Here is a 22,979-nt window from a genome sequence, read left to right as displayed (position 1 = left end):
AATTATTCGTGCTCGTGAAACTGTCCGCTTATGCGCTCAAATTTTTCAATTAATAAGTCAATTCTTTCCTTATCCTTTTTAATTACAGCTTTTCGAACTAAAGTAGAACAGAAAATCATCCAGCCAAAACTAACGACTACAAATAAAATTTGCACCCATAAATCCATGTGACCTAAAATTTCGAAGAAATAAAGTACCATACCTAAAGAAAGTGCAATGGCATAAAACCAATATAAACGGTTGTAAAGGCTAAAGCGATTTAATTGATATAGTTTCAGCTTTGCGATAAATTCATTTGGATTTACAGTGAAATCGCTTTTAGAAATGATGCGATAATTGTTGTATAAAATTACGGTGTAAACAGCAACAGCAATAATAATAATGCTAATTCCTGCATGTGTTGTCCATGATTGGAAATCGAAAAATAGCCATAATGCAGCAACCGCTAGAAAAGAAAATATCATACCCGCTATATTCAATAACGATTTGGTACGCATACTACTTACTTCTTTTTTAGCCTGCTTCAACATTTCATCGGCAGATATAGTTACATCAACCGTATGCTTAGCCCAAAGCGCTTCTATCTGATCAAATTCTTGCATGCTGATTGTATAATTCGGTCAATTTTTGTTTAATACGATGAATTTTCACTCTTAAATTTCCTTCACTAATACCAGAAATATCTGCAATTTCATTGTATGGTAATTCATCCAATACCATGGTAATAATTAAACGATCATTTTCTTCTAATTTTGAAATTGATTTATAAAGCAAAGCGACTTGTTCGTTCTTTTCAGAAAACTCTTCAACCCTGTTCTCTATAATATTTTCTGTAAGTTCATCTTTAGCTTGTCTTTTTTCTGATCGCAAATAGGTCAAACAAGTGTTAACGGCTATGCGATAAATCCAAGTAGAGATTAATGATTTGTTTCTAAACTTATCTAGATTTTGCCAAACCTTTAAAAAAGTTTCCTGTAAAAGGTCGTTAGCAGAATCTTTATCGCCTGTATAACCATAGCATAAGTGAAAAATCTTCTTGGAGTTCTTGTCGAAAATTTCTTTAAATAATACGTCTTTTTGGCTCACTTATTTGCTTTTGATAATCTATGGTTAGATGTTTAGACTATAGTTTTGTTACGGCTCAAATATGTAAAATAACTAATGCTTTATCAACATTGTTTAGAGAATAATTTTATTATTGTAGTTTTACGCTTTGAAAAATAGCTAAATCTAACCAATGTCTAATAAAAACAAACTCACGCTCTTTATTTTTATCGCACTTATATTGGGTGTGGCAGTAGGTTATTACTTAAATGTAAATAATTTTAACGAAAATAATAATGCAATTGTTGGTGCAGATGCACAAGTAAAAAAGATTGAAATTCAGATGGGTAACCTTACCGATACTACGGTAAGTCAGTATGCAGTATTGAAAGCCCAAAAAGCAGATCAAGTTAAAATTCGCAAGGAAAATGAAACGGTAAGAGAGAAAAAACTTGAACCATTTACGTTATTAAGTGATATTTTTCTTCGTTTAATAAAAATGATTGTAGCGCCTTTAGTATTTACAACTTTGGTTGTAGGCGTAGCTAAAGTAGGTGATATTAAGGCTGTTGGTCGCATCGGCGGAAAAACAATGTTATGGTTTATAAGTGCCTCATTAATGTCATTGTTGCTAGGAATGCTTTTGGTAAACCTTTGGAAACCGGGCGAAGCCATGAACCTTCCTTTGCCAAGTAGTCATACCGATACAGGAATTAAAGCTACGGCATTATCTGTAAAAGACTTCATCGCTCATATTGTACCAAAAAGCTTTGCAGAATCAATGGCGACGAATGAGATTTTACAGATTGTAATTTTCTCTTTATTCTTTGGTGTAGCAACTGCTGCCATAGGCGAAAAAGGTAAAGTAGTAATTGAATTCTTTGATTCAGTAGCGCATATTATTTTAAAAGTTACAGGTTATGTAATGAATTTTGCACCATTTGCCGTATTTGGAGCAATGGCCGCCATAGTAGCAAAGCAAGGAATTAGTGTTTTATCTACCTACGCTTTATTTATTGGAGAGTTTTATTCCGGAATGCTCATTTTATGGCTACTACTTATTTTAATAGGTTATCTCATCTTGAAAAATAGAATATTTAACCTGATGAATAGGATGAAAGAGCCTGTAATGCTAGCTTTTAGTACTGCAAGTAGTGAGGCTGCTTACCCAAGAACAATGTTGCAATTGGAGCGTTTTGGTTGTAAAGACAAAATTGTAAGCTTCGTTTTACCATTGGGATATTCTTTCAACCTTGATGGTTCGATGTTGTACATGACATTTGCTTCGATATTTATTGCTCAATGTTACGGTATACATTTACCGTTAGATAAGCAGTTAACCATGTTGTTGATTTTAATGTTGACCAGTAAAGGTATTGCTGGTGTGCCACGTGCGTCATTAGTTGTAATTGCCGGTACAATTGCCACATTTAATATTCCAGAAGCAGGTTTGGCGTTATTAATTGGTATCGATCCTTTGTTAGATATGGGTAGATCGGCAACTAACGTTGTTGGAAATAGCATTGCAACCGCAGTAGTGAGTAAGTGGGAAGGCGAATTGACCGGACCATTAGATTAATTCGAAAATATATTTATAGACATGACGAGTAGAGGGAAAAAGATATTTTTATTTTTAACAGTTGTAGTTCCATTTTTAATTTATTGCATCGTGTATTATGCGCCAATCATCCGCAATGCGCCATTTAAGGCTAAAGAGTTTGTATCGGTAGAATATAAATGGGGAGTTGGTAACAAGTTAGATAACTCTTATAATTCTGCCACAGGCGAATACAAATATTTAAACGATAAAGATTCGTTAATTGTTAAACATATTGAGCTTAACGCTAGAGATAAAAAATATTTAGATAGCAATGCTGATGAACAAGGTTTTTGGAACTTGCCAGATATTGTAGCCAATGATGAAAATGATGTGAAAAACTCTAAAGCACTACGTTATTTCATGAAATTCAATTATCAGACGAAGTCTAAAGAAGTTACCTATCTATCAGATTTTGAAGGTAATGTACGAATGAAAAATGCTGCTGTGCAAATGCAAAAAATCATTGAGCAAAGCATTACTGATGCTGAAGAAAGACAGAAAAAATAATTTTTTACCATTAAGAAGTTAAGCTAGTTAAGTCTTAATTTTTCTTAATTCCTTAATGTTTTAACATGGCATTTAACTTTAGAAAGAATTTATCTCTAATAACTACAATAGCTGTTATTGTTATTGCTGGTGTTGGGGGTTATTATCTAATTAATTTAAAACAAGGCCCATACCCAGCATCAAGTTTTATATCCATAACTTATAAATGGGGAGTAGGAGATACTTTAGCAAACAGTTATAATTCTGCAACAAGCCAATATCAGTATTTAGATAATATGGATAAACTGATTAAAAGATCAGTTAAACTACATGCCAATAATGTAATTTTTATTCATAGTAAAGCAAATGAATTGGATATTTGGAGTTTACCAGATGTGATTGCAAATAAAAACGAAGATTTAAAAAGCAAAAAAGTATTGCGTTACGAAATCGTTTTTAACTACGAAAAGAGAACTAAAAAAATAATTTTCATGACAGACTATGATGAAAACATAGCTGTTGCAGATCGTGCTGATCAACTTCAAAAAATGATCAAACAAACCATTGATGAGGTTGAAGATCGCTATTCAAAATAAAATTCTTAAAGCAAATCCGAACAGTTTATATGAAATAATATCCAATCTAAATGTTGGCAGTATTTTATGATATTTTGTTCAGTTTTTGTTGATATTTAATAATATTTAAACAAGGTAATAACAGGGTGTTAACAGGGTGCTTACAGGGACAATTATATAGTTTATACCCTATAATCATAGTGTTTAAAGCTAATCATTCATTATTGAATAGAGAATGGATTAAAAGTTCATTTAAAAGGTTAATAGCCCTTCATGATTTTTAACAGCTTTATGTAGAAATAATGAATATTTATTTCGTAAGTTTACGATATAATCGTAAATATGGATAAGTTAACATTACAAGAGGAAGAGGCAATGCTTGCAGTTTGGCAAGTTGGAAAAGGATTTATAAAAGACTTTATGGATGCTTTATCAGATCCAAAACCTCCGTATACTACATTAGCATCAACTATTAAAAATTTAGAGCGCAAAGGTTTTTTGAAAAGCGAAAAATTTGCAAATGCTTATCGTTATAGCGCAAAAGTTAAAGAAACCGATTATAAAAAGCGTTTTATGACTGGTTTTGTAGATAGCTATTTCCAGAGTTCATATAAAGAACTTGTTGCGTTTTTTGCTAAGGATAAAAAGATTAGTGCAGAAGAACTGAAAGAAATTATCAATTTGATAGAAAACCCAGATAAATAGATTGCTATGCCGCAGTTATTGTTGATTTTATTGAAAATTAATTTGGTGCTCTTGCTTTTTGCTGCAGCTTATTATCTTGTTTTACGCCGACTTACGTTTTATACCATAAATCGTATTTTTTTGGTTTTAGGGATAGTCTTTTCAACAGTATATCCATTTATAAATCTTACTGATTTTTTCAATAGACAAGAACAGATTAATCCAAATATGGCTGCTTTAGTACCTAAGGTGGATATGAATGCATTAATCCAGAATAATGTAATTATAGATTATTGGAAAGTTATACTCCTTCTATTTTATGTTGGCGTTGTGTTTATGGCTTTGCGGTTAATTGCTCAATTTGTTTCACTTTATCGTGTACATCAAAAATCAAAACCAGGTTCGGTTAAAAATCTTCCAGTTAGAATTTTGAATGGAGAAGTTAGTCCATTTTCTTTTTGGCAAACTGTGTATGTAAATCCAGAAATACATTCGAAAGATGAATTAGATACCATTTTGGAACATGAGCAAATCCATGTGAAAGAATGGCACACGTTGGATATCATTTTAGCAGAAATCAGCGTGGTTTTTTATTGGTTTAATCCTGGTGTTTGGTTGATGAAAAAAGCCATTAAAGAGAACATCGAATTTATTACTGATGCAAGAATTGTAAAAAAAGGAATTGATAAAAAAACATATCAGTATAGTTTATTAGGAGTTGGGAGCTTGCAACCGAGTGTAGCTTTGGTTAATAACTTTAATTTATCTGATTTAAAAAAGAGAATTAAAATGATGAATGCCAAACGTTCATCGCCCAAAAAATTGGCGATATATGCGTTTATTTTACCTGTGCTTTTAATTACAACACTAGCATTTACAATCTCGAAGAAAGAAGTTAAACAGCATTTAATGCCTCTTGAAAGAGTTTTAATAAATGCTAATCTAATTGAGAAAGCAAAACCTGAATTAAAAGTAGTTGCTCAGAAAAGTGTAGATAAAAAGAAAATAACGAAAAGGAAGCCGTTAAATATAGCTATTGACACGATTAAGAAAACTAATCTTTTCATTGTGAAAACCATTTTTATCGATACAGATTCTACAAGCGCTAGACCAGAAATTGATATTAGAAAGGTGGTTGAAGGAGTTGCTTTGAAAGAGGGTATTCCTGCTTCGTTTGATGATATTAAAATAAGACTTAAAGGAACTGTTCAAGGACATAAAGTTGTTCTAAATAATGTTGAAGCTAATCCGTCAAATTCAGAGACAGTTACGGTAATGGGTTATGGTATTCCTAGAAATAATCCAGCTGGAGATATGCAAAAAACCTTTTTTAGGGGTAGAGATGGACAAAAAGGAGATACGATTAGGTCAAATGTTAGATTAATGTTTGTTTTAGATGGTAAAAGGATTGATGAAAAGGATTTAAGTAAAATCGATCCAAACCAGATTAAAAATGTAACTATAAAAAAGCAGGAAGATAAAATGGCTGAAGTTACTGTTGTAGGTAGAAGCAGCGTAATAAAGTAATCTTTTAAAAGCCCTTAATCATCATAAAAAAGCCCATCAACTTTACAGTATCTGGGCTTTCATTGTTTGTGTGATTTATTAACTATTAACTATTTCGCCCATCCAGGCTAATTTTTTAGAAACTAAATGTCGCTTTCATCATTGCAACCCTTCCAGGAATATAATAAGTGCCTGATGAGAAAGAGTTTGCAGAAAGGTAATTGGCCTCAAACTTCTTAATGTTAGCCAAATTGGTAATGCCAAATTCTAAATCTGTTTTTAACTTTTGGAATTTATACCTCATGTTAAAATCTGCAAATAAGTATTTTAAGTCTGGTTGTGTAGACTGATGTGTAAAAATATGTTCAGCAGATAAAGTCATAAATACACTTTTAAAAGCTGTTGCAGTAATCGAAGATTGTTGTCTCAATTGTTGATTATTGTTTTTAATTGCATCTACTTTCGAAGTTTTATTGGTACTTACAGAATAAGTTGCATTGTAAGACCAATTGAGGAAATTATTTATTTTAGAATCAATACCAGCCTTATAATTTGTGTTTTGTGATGTGAACGGGAGCAATTCATTGTTTTGCAATTGTTCAAATGTACTTTGGCTAAAACCAACACCAGCGTTAATTGTACTTCTAATATTGAAAAGGTATTTGCTGGCATTTGCGCCAAATGATAAACTACTAACATCATTAGCATAAGGCAAAACAATACGTTGCTGTATATTATTGCTAATGGTATAAGAAGAAATTGTATTTACCGTTGATGTTGAATAACTAGCATTTAAATTAAAGAAAAACATCTGCATAGCTTTTCTGAAGCTAAAACCTGCGCCAACAGATTGCGATTTTCGCTCTGAAATAGGTGCGTCATTTGCGAAAAGCGACCTGTAATTTTTTAAAATGGTACCGCGATACACATCATCAATTCCACCTAAATCGTTACTAAAAGAATAATTGGCAGTAATATAATTCTCTATTCCGGTTTGATATTTTACGTTTAAAGATGGATTTACAAAAAACTTGTTTAAATTTTTATCCAAGCCTTTCGCTTTATCTTCATAATTAATCATGTTATAACTAATAGGCAAACTTAGACTTGTTTTAAATTTCCCTGAGTTATATTCATAATTCGCATCGGTATATAATTTGGTTTTAAGCCAATCTAAATCATTGGTCATTTGCGATGAAACTAATTCTGTGGTCTGATCATTTTGAACACGATACAACTCTGAATTTAATTGCTGTTGCTGAACATTGAATCCTAATTTATACGTTTGAGTAAATTTACTGCTTACAAATGCAAATGAGGTGTAATTATTGGCGTACAAAGTAGGTAGTTTAACATACTGATTTAATCCTGCATAAGGATTTCCATTATTTAAAATGTCTTCATTTAAACCAGGGTTAATGTTTAGAACTTCTGGTTGTGTTGATTTACTGATATAGGAATAAAAGTTAAATGTATTTTCAGATTTAAGCTTTTTCCTATAGTTCAATTCATTAGAAATGTCAAAAGTTTCTTGCTTTAAGGATTGATTTGCGCCAATGCCATTAGTTACAACACCAGAATTTGTTTTAGTTGTACCATAATTAACTATTAAATTATCATTGAAATAATAGTTGTCAGCATTTGCGAGCACATTAAACTTAGTCTGTAATTTTTGTGGATTAATTGCATTTTCTTGAAGCTCATTATAGGTAATCGTCTGACCAGATAAATATGTTTCAGAAAATTTGCTGTACTGTTGATCTCTCTGATCATACAAATAAGATACATTGGCTCTTATCTGAAAATCCTCATTAAATTTATACAGGTTATTTAAATTAGCTAAACCTGCTTTATTAAATAGTGTTCGTTTTTGAGGCAGGGTAGGTACACCAGCAGCTCCAGCAGATAAAAAACCACTTGGTTTATCATTATCTAATCTTTTAAGATAATCTTCAAAGTTAAAAGAGGTTAAATCCAATCCTGGATCAATGCCAATATTATTTCCTTTTATGTTATTGATGAATTTTGCTTTCTTTTTAAACATCATCGCATTGGCGTTTGCATCAAATCTATTCGGAGTTCCTGCACCAGCTCTTACATCTCCCAATACTTTAATTTTCGCCTCATCTTTAATCACTAAATTTAAAGCTACATCTTCGCTCGTGTTATTTTTGCGCAACATTTTAATAGGCTGATCTTTTTCTATCACCTGAACTTTATCTACTGCTCCATGAGGAATACTCTTAGTTCCAATTGAATATTTGTCATCTAAAACATTATCGCCATCAATGTATAAAGCCGAAATAGGTTTTCCATTATAGCTCACTTTACCGCTTTCTTCTACCGTAATACCTGGCATTTTTCTAAGCACATCGCCAATACTTCTATCTTGTTTATCGGCAAAATCTGATGTTTTGTAGTTTAACGTATCGCCATTTACGGTGAGCGTTGGTTTGTTTTTAACCACTACAGTTTTAAGGTTAGTCGCACTTTCTTGTAATGTTAAATCATAACTTTTACTGAGTTCTGTAATCTCGACCACTTTTTTTGTATAGCCTATGGTGGTGGCCTCAATTGTCAAATCTTTATTCTCTTCAGAAAAAGATAAAATATACTCGCCTTTTTCATTCGTTCTCGTAAAACTTAAAATATTACCTGTTGCATCTTTTAAATTGATGCTTGCTGATTCGATGGGTGTGCCTTTTGCATCCTTTACTTTCCCTTTTAGTTGCTTTTGCGCATAGGCGGATGAAATGCCCACTAAAAAGCAGAGCAAAGTAATTAAATAGTACTTTTTCATTTGTGTGTTTTTTAACTTATGAACTAATGACTATTTCTCTTTCTCAGGCAACTCTATCGGATTATTGATGACTATTTTGTTAGCGGTTGGACCACCAGAAGCAACTCTAACACTTCTAGATACACCCATTTGCACGCCTTGTGCTGCCATTTGAGCATTCATAAAACCTTGTGGGTCTTTATCTCTAGCTTCTTTAAGTTTATCTAGCTCTTTTCTTGTTGTTCTAATCGCATCTGCGGGAAGTTTTACTTCGTTTCCTAAATACGCAGTGCCACCACCTATACCCATCACATTTACTGCGTTCACCGAACCATTTGGACCAACAATTTTAATTCCATCACTTTTTTCTGTAGCTTTTGTTTCTTCTGGAACCACATTATCCATCCCCGCAAATTGGAACTGAACGGTTTTGGTTTCATCATAAGCTTCAATAATTAATCCTGGTAAGCCATTTAATTTCCATGGTCCGCTTTGAAACGGAAGCTCTGGAGCGTACCAAGCAATCCAATTTCTGCCTTTAAAATAAGTAGTGGCCATTTGGCATTTTACACCAGAAAAGCTATTTGTATCTTTAGTAAGTTTCCAGTTTATTTGAGGTGCCACTTCTTCAATTAGGTAGTTATTGAAAATCCGCTCTTGGGTGAAAAATTTATTTTCTTTAGCGAAAAAGAAATAATCTGGTAGGGAAGAAGCTCTAGGACCTTGACCAGTAATTTTAATACTCATTTGACCACTTCCAGCTTGGTTTTTAACTTGTTCTTGAATTTGTTTTTGCGTTTCTAATTCACGATTAATTTTATCATAACTTGTAAAAACAGAGGCATTTTTACCAATTACTAATAACATATTTTCGGTAAATGGCTTATCTCTTTGCATGGTATCTTGAATATGAGTAAACGTGTATTTTACCCTAGATAAAGCTTTATCAGGGTTTTGAGCTAATGCAATTGAAGTTGTTGCAATAGCGAAGAATGTGGTTAGTAAAATTTTCATAATGTTTTTTGGGTTTAAATCAATTAATTATTCGTAAATCTACGAATATTTCGTAATTAGCAAAACGGTTTAACATATTTTAACTATTCACTTATTACCGATTTATTTCTTTTCAGGTAGTTCTATTGGATTATTAATAGTGGTATGACTGACACCTGTCATACTTCCGCCTATAAATACTTTATCTCTCGGTGTGCCGCTCGCTGCAGCGATAAAACCTTTTGGGTCTTTTTTAAAGAGATCCATAATTTTATCAAATTCAGCTCTAGCTGTTATTTTGGCATCTTTTTGCAGTGCGATTTCAGTACTAAAGAAAAAGCTTTTATCATAAACCTTAGCTAATTCTATCTGTTCGGCACTAAGATTTTCCTTCTTGAGATTATCAATTCCATCAAATAAAAACTGAACTTCCTTTTTATCATCATTAGCTTGTATAATCAGTCCAGGAAGTCCATTTAATTTCCAAGGACCACTTTGAAATGGTAATTCTGGAGCATACCAAGCAATCCAGTTTCTACCTTTAAAAGTAGCGGTTGCTTTTTTGCAATGCACACCATTAAAACTTGTAGTATCTTTTGTAATCTTCCAATTGATTTGTTGGGAAGGCTCATCAATTAAGTAATAAGCATTCATAAACCGTTCTCTGCTCATTAATTTATTTTCCTTGGCAAAAAAATAAAGATCAACTTGATTGATAGGTTTAAAGGGTGAACCTGGTGCTCGCTTGGCTTTTGGTAAATCTAATTCTCTTTCTAACCTATCAAGACTAGTAAATACCGATGCATTTTTTCCAATAACCAGTAACATATTTTCTGTATATGGATTATTCTTTTGAGTAGTATCTCGTATATGGATAAAACTATATTTCACTCTGGCCAGTACTTTATCTGGTTTTTGAGCAAATGAAATTGTGCTGAATAAAATTACAAAGTAGGTTGTTAAAAGAGTTTTCATAAAATCTAATTTTAAGTATTACGTTTACGTAAATCTACGAATATTTCGTAATATAAAAATTATTTTTAGGTAATACTATATTGTTGAATTTTTTAATCCCAAAAGGAGAGAATTAAGGTATCGTTGAAATCATTTTATTTTGATGTTGTGTTCCCCGAGAATGTAGGATAAAAAGATATATTTGTTTTAGCGTAACTCAACTCTATGAAGTATTTTCACCAGCTCAAATACAAATTATTTTCTGAAAGTAGGGAAGTTCCAGCAATCTTACAATCTACCCATTTGCCAAGTTTAGATGGGCTAAGGGCAATAGCGATTATTATTGTAATGCTTAGCCATATATTTATGACTACTCCCTTTAAAAATAGTTTTGCTGGGGCTATTGGGGTTGAGATATTTTTTGTGTTAAGTGGGTTTCTAATCACAACACTTTTATTAAAAGAAAAAATTAGTACAAATAAAATTTCTCTTAAACAATTTTATATTCGTAGGTTTTTGAGAATAATCCCAGTAGCCTACTTATTTTTAGCTACACTGGCCTTACTAAATCAACTGATGAATTTAGGTATTGGGGTATTACCTTTTGTTTCTGCAGGGTTATTTTTTAACAATATACCTTTGTCCATGTTTAACCATTGGTATGTGGCGCATTTTTGGAGCTTGTCTGTAGAAGAGCAGTTTTATCTTGTTTTTCCTTTATTACTTGTTTATAATCAAAATACTTATATAAAGATCTTACTCTTAATAGTACTAATTGTTCCAATAATTGGAACTTTAGGTTATGCCAAGGTTGGTGTTTTTTATACTAATCGTACAGTGCATATTATTGCTTTTTTGCTCATTAATGCATTAGGTAAAACAGTTTGTATTTTAATAGGGTCGTTATTTGCAATTCTGCTTTTTAAAAAAATAATTGTAATTAAAGATAATATTTATACCCGTTATGCAGGGTTGATATTATTTGTATGTGGTGTTCTTATTCATACAGAATCATTTCCTTTACGTATACCACACTGCTCTTTATTTTTATTTCCCATTTTAATGGCTACTATGATTGTACTTAATTTGAGTGGGAATAGTTTGATGGGAAAAGTCCTTAATTTATGGATATTCCGATATATTGGTAAACTTTCATATAGTCTTTACATCTGGCAACAATTATTTTTGAATAATGATCATAATATAATGCCAACAAGTTCGATTTGGTTAAAACTCTTTGTACTTTCTCTAACTGCAGTAATATCTTACCATGTTTTTGAGAAATTCTTTATTAAATTAAAGGGAAAGTTTAGTCCAGAAGATCAAGTTAAGGCAAGAGTAGTTTAATAACTTAATTTATTTTCGCTATCCATTTGTGTTTGAATAGTATTTATTCTATATTTGCACCTCGATAAAAAATATACAATTTAAAAAATAATTATTTAACAATGTACGCAATAGTAAATATAGCAGGACAGCAATTCAAAGTTGCAAAAGACCAGCACCTTTTTGTACACCGTTTACAAGGAGATGAAGGCGCTAGTATTGAATTTGACAATGTATTGTTGGTTGATAATGATGGTAAAATTACAGTAGGGGTTCCTGCAGTAAAAGGTGCATCGGTTACAGCTAAAATCGTGTCTCATTTAAAAGGTGATAAGGTAATCGTTTTCAAAAAGAAACGTAGAAAAGGTTACAAAAAGAAAAATGGTCACCGCCAGTATTTCACCAAAATCCAGATTGAGAGTATCACTCTGTAGTTAATTTTTTGTTTAATTGTAAAATTGGGTTTCCCAGTTTAAAAAATATAAAATCAAATGGCACATAAAAAAGGAGCCGGTAGTTCTAGAAACGGACGTGAATCGCATAGCAAGCGTTTAGGTATCAAGATCTTTGGTGGTCAAGAAGCTATCGCTGGAAATATCATCGTTCGTCAACGTGGTACTAAACATCATCCAGATAAAGGAGTAGGTATTGGTAAAGATCATACTTTATTCGCTTTAGTACCTGGTGTAGTAACTTTTAAAAAGAAACAAGATAACAAATCTTACGTTTCTGTATTACCTGTTGTTGCTGAAGACGCACCTGTGAAAACAGCAGCAAAGAAAATTGTAGCTAAAAAAGCACCTGCAAAAAAAGCAGTTGAAGCAAAACCTGTAGCAGTTAAACCTGCAGCAGCACCAAAAGCACCTGCAAAAAAAGCAGCAGCTCCTAAAGCGGCGGCAAAAGCACCAGCTAAAAAAGCAGCTAAAGCTGACGATAAAACAGCTGAATAATATTTGTAACTAGATTACATTAAAAAAAGCCTCGATAATTTATCGAGGCTTTTTTTGTTAAGTTAAAATTTGCAAGAAGAATTTTACTTTTCTCTATCTAAAATTTGTTGCACTAATTCTCTAAAATTAGCTTTCTTTTCATCAGCTACAGCTAAACTATCTAATGCAAAATTGGCTTTTGTTAAGTATTTATTCATTTCTAAGGCAGCTAATTCCTTTATTTTATATTTATCGTACAATTGTTTCACTGCATTTATTTTGTCAATTTTATTATCAGTAGTACTTATCAGACTTTCTTTTTCGTTTTCATGTGCTAAAGACAATGTTTTTAAATGTAGGAAAGTCTTTTTGTTAGCAATGATATCTCCTCCAACTTGTTTTCCAAATTTTTCTGGATTACCATAAACATCTAAAATATCATCTTGTAATTGAAATGCAACTCCCAAATTTTCGCCAAAATTATATAGTAATTCAGCATCAGCTGAACTTGCGCCACCAACAATTGCACCTAATTTCATTGCTCCACCTAATAAAACAGCTGTTTTAAGACGAATCATTTCTAAATATTCGGGAATACTCACATCGCTTCGCTGCTCAAATTCCATATCTAATTGCTGGCCTTCGCAAACTCCTTGAGCGGTAGCATTAAATGTATCTAAAACAGGTTTCAGTACATTAATATCTACTTTTGATAAGTGTTTGTTTGATTCGACCATCATCACATCTCCACTTAAAATGGCATTGTTATTTCCCCATTTTTCGTGTACGGTTTGCCTGCCACGACGCAAAGGGGCATTATCCATAATATCATCATGTACCAACGTAAAATTATGGAAGGTTTCTATGGCTAAAGCCACATCAATTGCTTTATTAACTTCGGTAGTAAATAGTTCTGTGGCCATTAAAACCATTACCGGTCTTATGCGTTTACCACCCAAACTCATGATATAACGAATAGGTTCGTATAAATTTGCCGGGTGTGTTGGATATTCTATTTGAGGTATCGCTTTCTCTATTATTTCTTGTAATTCTGTAGAACTATGCATTATTTAAGGGTTAGTCATGGTGCCAAAAGCTTGTTTGCTTTCCATCATTTTAATAAAAGAATCTTCTAACGTAGTTTGCTTCACTATCGGGTTGTTTTTCCAAAATATAGCATCGTATTTTATAGATTCTCTAACTTTTTTATCTTTAGTTTTAATATTTAAGTTCTGGAATTGTTCTTTTTTTAAATTTTCATCAATATTATAAACAGTTAATAAAGATTGAACTGTAGAATTATTTTCTTGGCCAGAAACTGATAAGCTAACTTGTAATTTGGTGGAGATACTTTCTAAAACAGGAATGATATGATCATTTCCATTAAAAGTAGAAATTGTTGTTGCCAGAGGCGGATACCTTTTACTGGCACCAGAAAATCGCATTGGTAAATTAAATAAACTATTTTCTAATCTGTAAATATTCAAATTATCAATACCTATATAATAGGTAGTATTAACATAAAATTGGTTTTTTTTAGTGCTTTTATATTTACAAGATATTACCGCGATGTTTTGCGCTGGTTGTTCTATATATTTTTCTATTACAATTTCGTATTCGTTTAAGTTAGTTAAAGTAATTAATTTTCCTTTTCTTTCTGGAGATAGCTGACCACCAAAAGAGAAGGTGAAATAAGATTGATTGTCAAACGAGAATGCTATTTGATCGTGCTGTTCTGCAAGGCGACTTTGTTTAGCTATCCAACCTTGTATTCCTTTTGCATTCCATTTTAAATCGTAAAATAACTCATAAATTTGATTGGGTTTGTTATTAAGTGTGGTAAGTTGTCTGTAAAAAGCATTAGTGTAAAAATTAGTTGCTTGATTTGCTATTGCTTTTTCTAATGCAGCTTTCACAATTCTTTGCCCTTTAAAAGGATCTATTGTTACTTCACTTAAACTGATCGTTGCAGGTTTAAGTTTAACAATTAAATCGTTGGAGCTTTCAGTAATTATTATTTCGGCTAATAAATAACTCACATGACTAAACCTTAGTTTTGCTGGATAAGTACTAACCCTAAGTATAAAACCACCTGTTTCATTGGTAACAGTTGCATTATTAGTTCCTATTATCCCAATGGACGCAAAAGGGATTCCTACTCCAGTTACTTCGTCAACAATCTTTCCTTGTAAAACTTGAGCTTTAGTAATACCTATAAATGAAATAAAAAAAACGAATAAAAACAGTTTCCTCATCGCTTAATCTTGTATCAATGAAAAATCTATTTGACGCTTAGAAAGATCTACTTTTTTAACTTTTACTTGCACTTCATCTCCCAATTGGTATTTTTTATGTTTACGCTGACCAACAATGCAGTAATTTTTCTCATCCCAAACGTAAAAATCATCAGTTATATCTCTTAAACGAATCATTCCTTCGCATTTGTTTTCTGATATTTCTACATACATTCCCCATTCGGTAACACCAGAAATTATTCCAGTATATAAACTTCCAATATTATCTTCTAAATATTCGGCTTGTTTATATTTAATAGAGGCTCTTTCTGCATCAGAAGCACGTTTTTCCATGGCAGATGAATGAGAACTTGCTGTTTCATATTCTTCTGCATTTGCCGAGCGACCACCATCTAAATACAAAGCTAATAGGCGATGTACCATTACATCGGGATAACGGCGAATAGGAGAAGTAAAGTGCGTATAGTGGTCAAATGCTAAGCCATAATGACTGGTTTTTTTAGTCGTATAAATTGCTTTAGCCATAGAACGAATGGCTAATTGTGTTAGCATATTCTGTTCTTTTTTACCTTCCACATCCTCCATTAAATAATTTAAAGATTTGGCAATGTCTTTATCGGTTTTGGTATTGATTTTATAACCAAAACGAGAAGCAAAAGCTGCAAAATTGTTCAAATTTTCTAGGTTGGGAGAATCATGAGAACGATAAACGAAAGTGTATTTATTATTTCCATTGCCCTTTTTCGCAATGAATTCGGCTACTTTTTTGTTCGCCAATAACATAAAGTCTTCAATTAGTTTGTGTGCATCTTTACGTTCTTTTACATAAACGCCAATCGGTTTTCCACGCTCATCGAGTTTAAATTTAACCTCTGTACTTTCAAAACTAATGGCACCATTTTTAAATTTTCTATCGCGTAAAATGTAAGCAAGTTCATTTAGTTTTAAAATCTCCTCAGCGTAATCTCCTGCTTTAGTTTCGATCACTTCTTGAGCTTCTTCATAGCTAAAACGTCGGTCGGAATGTATAGTTGTTCTGCCAAACCATTCACTTTTAATGTTGGCCTCGTTATCCAATTCAAAAACAGCGGCAAAACATAATTTATCTTCATTTGGTCGCAAAGAACAAACGCCATTGCTTAGTCTTTCTGGCAACATTGGTATCACTCTATCCACCAAATAAACAGATGTAGCACGTTCGTAAGCCTCTTTATCTAGTGCACTATTAGGTTTTACATAATGAGAAACATCAGCTATGTGAACGCCTACTTCATAATTTCCGTTAGGTAGTTTTTTGAAGGAAATCGCATCATCGAAATCTTTTGCATCAGCAGGGTCAATGGTAAAAGTGACGGTTTCTCTAAAATCTTTTCTTCCTTTTTCGTTTATTTCAGCTTCGCTTACCGTTTCTGGAATAGCGTTGGCTTCTTTTTCAACTTCGGTAGGAAAACTTAAAGGAAAACCATATTGGGCCAAGATGGCATTCATCTCGGTATCATTTTCGCCCTGCGTACCTAAAACATTTATGACTTTTCCTATCGGATTTTTTGCTCCTTCCGGCCAGTCAGTAATGCTAACTTGTACTTTCTGACCATTTTTAGCACCATTTAAATCGCTCAATGGCACAAAAATATCATGCAACATTTTACGATCGTCTGGTATAATAAAAGCAAAACGTTCAGAAACCTTGGCAACACCAATGAAATCTGTTTTTGCTCTGGTTATAATCTCTACAATTTCACCTTCATTTCTACGTCCACTCGTTTTTTTACCAAAAACATGAACCTTAACAATATCTCCGTGTAAAGCATTGCGCAGTTTGCGTGGCGCTACAAAAATATCTTTCTCAAACTCATCATCTGGTACAATAAAAGCCGAACCATCAGCAGTCATGTCCACCTTACCAATTATAAAAACTTTTTGGTCTTTTAATTTGAATTTACCACGTTCTGGGCGTATGAATAATCCATTTTCCGTTTGCTCTGTTAATACTTCTAAAATAGTATCAACCGCAGCTTTATCACTTAAATTTAGCTTGGCAGCAACTTGTTTGTGGTTAAGTGCCACATTTTTATTTTTCTCGAATATATCACTAATCATCTGTGTTAAAACGAGTTTGAATTGAGAATTTTTGTTTTTTGCCATAGCTATTGATGTATACTATCGAAGATAGTAATTGTAAGTTTACGAAGGGTTATTTTTTATGAGAAATAACGTTTCTATAACAGAATTGAACTGTAATTTGATTTTTATTTAGGAGAAATATATTGCTAAAGAGTATTAAATAGCTATGCTACCAGCACCAGGAATTGCTTCAATTAATTTCTTAGTATACTCAGCTTTCGGAGAATTGTAAATGACTTCTGGAAAACCTTCTTCTTCCACTTTTCCTTTATTCATCACAATCATTCGATCTGATATGTGTTTTACAACCGCTAAATCATGAGAAATGAAGATATAGGTTAGACCAAATTCTTGTTGCAATTCTCTTAATAAATTTAAAACCTGTGCTTGAACTGAAACATCTAATGCAGAAACAGATTCATCGCAAATGATAAATTTAGGCTGTAAAGCTAATGCTCTAGCAATTACAATACGTTGGCGTTGCCCGCCAGAAAACTCATGCGGATAGCGATCAAAATGTTCAGGATTTAAGTTTACCTTTTCTAATAAATGTAAAACATGCGCTTTTCGTTCCTGATCTGTGTTAAAAACTTTATGCACTTGCAAAGGTTCCATTATTGCATTACCAACCGTAATTTTTGGATTGAGTGAAGAATATGGATCTTGAAAAATGATTTGCACATCTCTACGCATTCTTCTTAAATCAGCTTTGCTAGCTTTGATTAAATCAGTTCCATCAAAAATAATCTTACCAGAAGTAGGTTCTACTAAACGCAAAATACTTCTTCCTAAAGTTGTTTTACCGCAACCAGATTCGCCAACCAAACCTAAAGTTTCTCCAGGAAAAACATCAAAAGTAATATCATCAACCGCTTTTACAAAAGAAGTAGTTTTACCAAATAATCCTTTTTTTATGGGATACCAAGTGCACAAATTTTGCACTTGCAATAAAGGTTTTTGAGTATATAATTCGTGTCTTCGTTGTTCAATTTCTTCGTTAGTGTAGCTATTAATATCAAGCAAATGCCTTACCGCTACATTTTTATCTTCATTTAAAAAATCTGCAACAATAGGCAGTTTTTTTAAACGTCTTTGCGGAGCTGGTCGACAAGCTAAAAGCCCTTTTGTATAGGGATGCTGTGGGTTTTTAAATAATTGTTTCGCTGGGCCCTGTTCTACAATATCACCTTTGTACATCACTAAAAGTTCGTCGGCTATTTCGCTAATTACGGCTAAATCATGGGAGATGAAAATCAAACCCATGTTGCGTTCATTTTTTAGTCGAAGCAACAAATCTAGAATGGTCTTTTGAACAGTTACATCTAAAGCAGTAGTCGGTTCATCAGCAATTAATAGTTCCGGATTACAGCTTAAAGCCATTGCAATCATTACCCGTTGCTTTTGTCCACCAGATAATTGATGCGGATAACTTTCGAAAATATTTTCAGGGCGGGGGAGTTGCACTTCTTTAAAAAGTGCAATAGTTTGTGCTTTTGCCGTTGCTTTATCTACATTTTGGTGCAACATGATTGCTTCCTGAACTTGATAACCACAAGTAAACACAGGGTTTAAAGAGGTCATTGGTTCTTGGAAAATCATGGAGATTTTATTGCCACGAAAATTCCTGATTTCATTATCAGATAAATTCAATAAACTGATATTATCAAAATCTATTTCGCCCGTAATGTTGGTGTTTTTAGAATCATGCAAACGCATGATAGAAAAAGAAGTAACTGATTTCCCTGAGCCGGATTCGCCAACAATGCCTAAAACTTTACCTTTTTCAAGTTTAAAACTGACTTTGTGTACAGCTTCAGACCAAGTTTTTTCTTCTCGGTTATAAAATTCTATGGCGAGTTCTTTTACTTCTAACATTACTTCACTAAGGTAATATTTTCTGCTGGAATTGCATCTAATCCTTTAAAACGTAACAGAATTTGTGCAGTGGTAATTACATCTTTTTGACAGTAGGTTACAATGCGTTGTAAATCCTTTTCTTGGTAATACACATCTTTTACCATGCTTCCATCAATATCATCTTTTGGTGTAGGGATATTAAAAATTGCTGCCAATAAGTTTAAGGAAGTATAGTTCTTATAATCGCCAAACTTCCATAATTCCATAGTATCAATGTGGTTAATTTCCCAAGGTTTTTTTCCAGCAATTTGTAATTGTAATGGAATTGAAATGCTGTTCACTAACATTCTACGGCATAAATAGGGGAAATCAAATTCTTTACCATTATGTGCACACAGAACCAAGTCTTTTGGTTGTTTTGAAAGTAATGCGTTAAACTGATTTAAAACTTCAACTTCATTGTCACCAAAGTAAGAGTTTACTCTGAAATGTAGTTTACCTTTTTGGCTGTGAAATAAACCAACGCTGATACAGATGATTTTCCCAAATTCGGCCCAAATGCCCGCTCTTTCATAGAAATCTGCAGGAGTTTTATCGTCTTTTCGAAGAAATTGAGTTTTGCTATCCCATAAGGATTGCATTTGTAAAGGCATCTGCTCGAAATATTCGTATAATGGAACGGTTTCGATGTCAATTACAAAAACCTTATTTAAGTTAACGTCTTTAAGCATAAGCGTAAATGTTTATGATGTAAATTTAAATAGGGAATTTGAAGATAGAGAAAATAGTTGAGTTTATATTGATTCATACTCGTCATTCCCAACTCGATTGGGAATCTTAATGAAGTTAACCTTTTAACGCATTACGATTCCCGTTTTCACGGGAATGACGAGTTGGGCATATAAAAAAATCCTTCCCAATTTATTGGAAAGGATTTAAATCTTTATTCTTTGCTCTTTTATCCTTAATCTCTTAAGAAGTATAACCCAGAATTTTTAATACCTGTTTACTGTTTTGTTCTTCCCCAAAAACCTCAAAATTGAAAGTCTCATCTCTATTACGACGAATAATTACATGCTTCGGACTTGGTAATAAACAGTGATGAATACCACCATAACCACTTAAAACCTCTTGATAAGCGCCTGTATTAAAGAAACCAAGGTATTGTACTTTACGCGTTTTTGGCATAAATACACTATTCATGTGGGCTTCTTGGTTGTAATAATCCTGACCATCGCAAGTAATACCACCTAAGTTTACTCGCTCATATTCGGCATCCCAATTATTAATTGGCAATAGAATATATTTCTGATTCAAAGCCCAAACATCTGGTAAATTTGTGATGAAAGAACCATCTAACATTAACCATTTTTCACGGTCGTTTTGTTGTTTACGACCTAATACTTTGTATAAAATGCCCGATGCTTCTGCAACAGTGTATTTTCCGAATTCGGTAATAATATCTGGTTCAACAACATCATGCTCAGCACAAATTTCTTTAATCCGTTTTACGATTTCATTTACCATGTATTCGTAATCGAAATCAAATACTAAACTATCTTTAAATGGCATTCCGCCACCAATATCTAAAGTATCTAACTCTGGATTTATTTTTTTGAACTTGCAATAAAGCGTAACATATTTCTCTAACTCGTTCCAATAATACGGTGAATCTGTAATACCAGAATTGATGAAGAAATGCAGTAATTTAACTCTGAAATTAGGATTTGCAGCGATTTTATTGTTGTAAAAATCAATTACATCTTCCATACGAACCCCTAAACGTGAAGTATAGAATTGCGAATCTGGTTGTTCCTCTGCAGCAATACGGATCCCTAAATTACAAGGCGTATCCATTTCTACTTCATCATCGTACAAGTTAAATTCTTCCTTATTATCTAAAATTGGAATGATGTTTTTATAGCCATCGTGCAACATATCAATGATATATTGTTTGTATTGATAGGTTTTAAAACCATTACAAATGACTGTGATATCTTTAGTTAACGCACCTTTTTTCTCCAAAGCTTCAATCATTGGCATATCAAATGCCGACGACGTTTCTAAGTGAATTCCGTTTTTTAAAGCCTCTTCAACAATATGCTTAAAGTGAGAACTTTTAGTGCAGTAGCAATATTTATAATCGCCACGGTAATTATTCTTGATAATAGCGGTTTGAAACAACAACTTAGCCTGTTGTATCTTCTTACTAATCATTGGTAAATAAGTGAAACGCAATGGCGTACCATATGTTTCTATCATTTCCATTAAATTTAGATCCTGAAAATATAATTCATCGTCTATAACGCTGTAACCCTCTTGCGGAAAGCCAACACTTAGATCAAGAAATTCGGAGTAACTCTGCATTTATATCAAATAATTTTTGCAAAAATGTAATTTTAAATTGAGAATTGATGAAGTAGTTTAAAATTATTCGACATAATAACTAAAAGTTTTACGAAAAGGATATAATTGGTTAATAACATTTGAAAAGCCGAAACTGTTTTTCATTGGGAATTTCTGTCCTGCTGTACGTTTTACTCGCTACGCTTCGTGCTCACTACCATCAGGTTTAAGTGGCGAGGGTAGTGGTTCTATTTGGGGTTTGCATGATGGAAGAAATAAAAAAAAATGTCATCCTGAGCTTGTCGAAGGACTTTTTATTTATTTTAAATTTAGGTCTTCACTTCGGCTATGCTCAGTGCAAGCTAGCTCAGACTGACAATATGAACAGAAAATCTTTGTGTTCTTTATGGTTTCAAAATCAGCAGGAAAGATTGCTTCGTCGTTCCTCCTCGCAATGACGAACTAATTAAACTACCCTTTTCTCAAATATTTAGTTAAAATGACAATGGTTTGTCCTTCTACTTTACCTTCAATTTGCTCAGTATTATCATGTACCAAACGAATATTTTTAACAACTGTACCTAATTTGGCGCTAATTGTAGAACCTTTAACATCTAAAGTTTTAATTAAAACAACGGTATCACCTTCCAATAAACGTGCGCCGTTGCTATCTTGGTGAAACTCTACAGTTCCATCTTGCTCGTGGTCGCCAGTTTTTTTAGCCAATTCCAATGTTTCATCATCAAGATATAAAATATCTAGACTGTCTGCTGCCCAACCTTCATTTCTTAATCTGCTCAACATTCTCCAGGCTACAACTTGTACTGGTGCAAACTCCGACCACATGGTTTCGGTTAATACTTTCCAATGCTCAGGATTAATTTGCTCTGTTTTTTCAATTTGGTCTAAACAAGTTTTACAAACTAGAATGCTATTATCTGCGTTAGCATTACTTGTTGGTGGAACTTCATACACAGACAAATTAGTAGTTGCAGTGCATAATTCGCATTGATGATTAGAGCGTGTTAATAATTGTTGTAGTAAAGACATTTGAATTTAGATTTTCTGCGAAAATACTAAATTAATTTAAAGGGTATTTGATGAGTGGAAAGCTATTTATTTCAATCTTAGCACTACGCCATAAGTTTTATCTTTGATTTCTGTTTTAGATAGAATTTCGAACTTGTAGGTAACATTGTCTGCTTTGACTGTGATCAAGCTGCCACTAATTTTATACGTACCTCGCCACCAAACATCTCCGCCAGGTAATATCTCCGCAACGCCATCTGGCTTTAAAGTGAGTTGCCACCCTGAATCATACGGGTTCGTACTTGCTTTGAAATCTGTTTGTGAAAATATTTTTTCTTGGTCAACTGTAAGTTGATCTTTCTTGCAGCTACTTAACAAGAAAATAGCAATAATAAGAAGAGCGATAAAAGTTTTAATAGCCGTGAATTTCTGGTTCATCTTTTAATAATTAGTTTAGGTTTATAAGGCTATACGTTTAACTCTTCAAAAACG

At 32.9% G+C, this 22,979-nt stretch carries 21 protein-coding genes; 8 read left to right on the top strand and 13 right to left on the bottom strand.

Going from position 1 to position 22,979, the window contains the following annotated elements; genetic code table 11:
• Window positions 1–2: 2 nt before the first annotated feature.
• Window positions 3–602, bottom strand: a complete 600-nt coding sequence (locus GM921_RS06855; protein ID WP_182921852.1) for a hypothetical protein — start codon at window positions 600–602, stop codon at window positions 3–5.
• Window positions 589–1,086 (bottom strand): RNA polymerase sigma factor, encoded by a 498-nt coding sequence (locus GM921_RS06850; RefSeq protein WP_182921851.1) that lies wholly within the window; start codon window positions 1,084–1,086, stop codon window positions 589–591. The genes GM921_RS06855 and GM921_RS06850 overlap by 14 nt, the downstream gene beginning before the upstream one ends.
• A 151-nt stretch (window positions 1,087–1,237) precedes the next feature.
• On the opposite strand from GM921_RS06850, the gene GM921_RS06845 reads away from it, so the two are divergent.
• The 5 genes from GM921_RS06845 (at window position 1,238) to GM921_RS06825 (ending at window position 5,916) form a co-directional block, all read left to right on the top strand.
• Window positions 1,238–2,623, top strand: a complete 1,386-nt coding sequence (locus GM921_RS06845) for a dicarboxylate/amino acid:cation symporter (RefSeq protein ID WP_182921850.1) — start codon at window positions 1,238–1,240, stop codon at window positions 2,621–2,623.
• A gap of 21 nt (window positions 2,624–2,644) precedes the next feature.
• Complete coding sequence (locus GM921_RS06840) at window positions 2,645–3,151, top strand: hypothetical protein (protein WP_182921849.1); 507 nt, start codon at window positions 2,645–2,647, stop codon at window positions 3,149–3,151.
• A gap of 65 nt (window positions 3,152–3,216) precedes the next feature.
• Window positions 3,217–3,726, top strand: coding sequence for a hypothetical protein (locus GM921_RS06835; RefSeq protein ID WP_182921848.1), 510 nt, complete (start codon window positions 3,217–3,219; stop codon window positions 3,724–3,726).
• Between the two features lie 321 nt (window positions 3,727–4,047).
• Window positions 4,048–4,410, top strand: coding sequence for a BlaI/MecI/CopY family transcriptional regulator (locus GM921_RS06830; protein WP_182921847.1), 363 nt, complete (start codon window positions 4,048–4,050; stop codon window positions 4,408–4,410).
• 6 nt (window positions 4,411–4,416) lie between these two features.
• Window positions 4,417–5,916: a M56 family metallopeptidase gene (locus GM921_RS06825; RefSeq protein WP_182921846.1), complete on the top strand. Its 1,500-nt coding sequence runs from the start codon at window positions 4,417–4,419 to the stop codon at window positions 5,914–5,916.
• 115 nt (window positions 5,917–6,031) lie between these two features.
• Here GM921_RS06825 and GM921_RS06820 read toward each other — a convergent pair whose 3' ends face one another.
• The 3 genes from GM921_RS06820 to GM921_RS06810 form a co-directional block, all read right to left on the bottom strand.
• Complete coding sequence (locus GM921_RS06820; protein WP_182921845.1) at window positions 6,032–8,695, bottom strand: carboxypeptidase regulatory-like domain-containing protein; 2,664 nt, start codon at window positions 8,693–8,695, stop codon at window positions 6,032–6,034.
• A gap of 30 nt (window positions 8,696–8,725) precedes the next feature.
• Window positions 8,726–9,688 (bottom strand): GLPGLI family protein, encoded by a 963-nt coding sequence (locus GM921_RS06815; RefSeq protein WP_182921844.1) that lies wholly within the window; start codon window positions 9,686–9,688, stop codon window positions 8,726–8,728.
• Between the two features lie 102 nt (window positions 9,689–9,790).
• The gene (locus tag GM921_RS06810) at window positions 9,791–10,642 is read right to left on the bottom strand and encodes a GLPGLI family protein (protein ID WP_182921843.1); all 852 of its coding nucleotides are present in this window, start codon (window positions 10,640–10,642) and stop codon (window positions 9,791–9,793) included.
• 204 nt (window positions 10,643–10,846) lie between these two features.
• On the opposite strand from GM921_RS06810, the gene GM921_RS06805 reads away from it, so the two are divergent.
• From GM921_RS06805 to rpmA, 3 genes are all read left to right on the top strand, one after another.
• A complete protein-coding gene (locus tag GM921_RS06805) occupies window positions 10,847–11,968 on the top strand; it encodes an acyltransferase family protein (protein ID WP_182921842.1) in 1,122 nt (373 codons plus the stop codon).
• 101 nt (window positions 11,969–12,069) lie between these two features.
• Window positions 12,070–12,381, top strand: coding sequence for a 50S ribosomal protein L21 (gene rplU / locus GM921_RS06800; protein WP_136840523.1), 312 nt, complete (start codon window positions 12,070–12,072; stop codon window positions 12,379–12,381).
• 57 nt (window positions 12,382–12,438) lie between these two features.
• Entirely contained in the window at window positions 12,439–12,897 is a 459-nt protein-coding gene (rpmA, locus tag GM921_RS06795) for a 50S ribosomal protein L27 (protein ID WP_182921841.1), read from the top strand.
• An 83-nt stretch (window positions 12,898–12,980) separates the two neighbouring features.
• On the opposite strand, the gene GM921_RS06790 is transcribed toward rpmA, so the two are convergent.
• The 8 genes from GM921_RS06790 to GM921_RS06755 all read right to left on the bottom strand — a co-directional run bounded on the left by GM921_RS06790 (window position 12,981) and on the right by GM921_RS06755 (window position 22,925).
• Window positions 12,981–13,943, bottom strand: coding sequence for a polyprenyl synthetase family protein (locus GM921_RS06790; RefSeq protein WP_182921840.1), 963 nt, complete (start codon window positions 13,941–13,943; stop codon window positions 12,981–12,983).
• A gap of 3 nt (window positions 13,944–13,946) precedes the next feature.
• Complete coding sequence (locus tag GM921_RS06785) at window positions 13,947–15,131, bottom strand: carboxypeptidase-like regulatory domain-containing protein (protein ID WP_182921839.1); 1,185 nt, start codon at window positions 15,129–15,131, stop codon at window positions 13,947–13,949.
• A gap of 3 nt (window positions 15,132–15,134) precedes the next feature.
• A complete protein-coding gene (rnr, locus tag GM921_RS06780; RefSeq protein ID WP_182921838.1) occupies window positions 15,135–17,276 on the bottom strand; it encodes a ribonuclease R in 2,142 nt (713 codons plus the stop codon).
• A gap of 135 nt (window positions 17,277–17,411) precedes the next feature.
• Complete coding sequence (locus GM921_RS06775; RefSeq protein ID WP_182921837.1) at window positions 17,412–19,130, bottom strand: ABC transporter ATP-binding protein; 1,719 nt, start codon at window positions 19,128–19,130, stop codon at window positions 17,412–17,414.
• Window positions 19,130–19,843 (bottom strand): 3'-5' exonuclease, encoded by a 714-nt coding sequence (locus GM921_RS06770; protein WP_182921836.1) that lies wholly within the window; start codon window positions 19,841–19,843, stop codon window positions 19,130–19,132. Before GM921_RS06770 ends, GM921_RS06775 begins: the two co-directional genes overlap by 1 nt.
• 241 nt (window positions 19,844–20,084) lie before the next feature.
• Window positions 20,085–21,479: an arginine decarboxylase gene (locus GM921_RS06765; protein WP_182921835.1), complete on the bottom strand. Its 1,395-nt coding sequence runs from the start codon at window positions 21,477–21,479 to the stop codon at window positions 20,085–20,087.
• A 450-nt stretch (window positions 21,480–21,929) separates the two neighbouring features.
• Window positions 21,930–22,508, bottom strand: coding sequence for a PhnA domain-containing protein (locus tag GM921_RS06760; RefSeq protein WP_182921834.1), 579 nt, complete (start codon window positions 22,506–22,508; stop codon window positions 21,930–21,932).
• Window positions 22,509–22,574: 66 nt separating this feature from the next.
• A complete protein-coding gene (locus tag GM921_RS06755) occupies window positions 22,575–22,925 on the bottom strand; it encodes a hypothetical protein (RefSeq protein ID WP_182921833.1) in 351 nt (116 codons plus the stop codon).
• Window positions 22,926–22,979 lie beyond the last annotated feature (54 nt).

The sequence above is a fragment of the Pedobacter planticolens genome (assembly GCF_014172375.1).
GTDB classification, from domain to species: domain Bacteria; phylum Bacteroidota; class Bacteroidia; order Sphingobacteriales; family Sphingobacteriaceae; genus Pedobacter; species Pedobacter planticolens.
The sequence above is the reverse complement of the archived record's forward strand: the minus strand, read 5'-3'. Positions and strand labels throughout refer to the sequence as shown.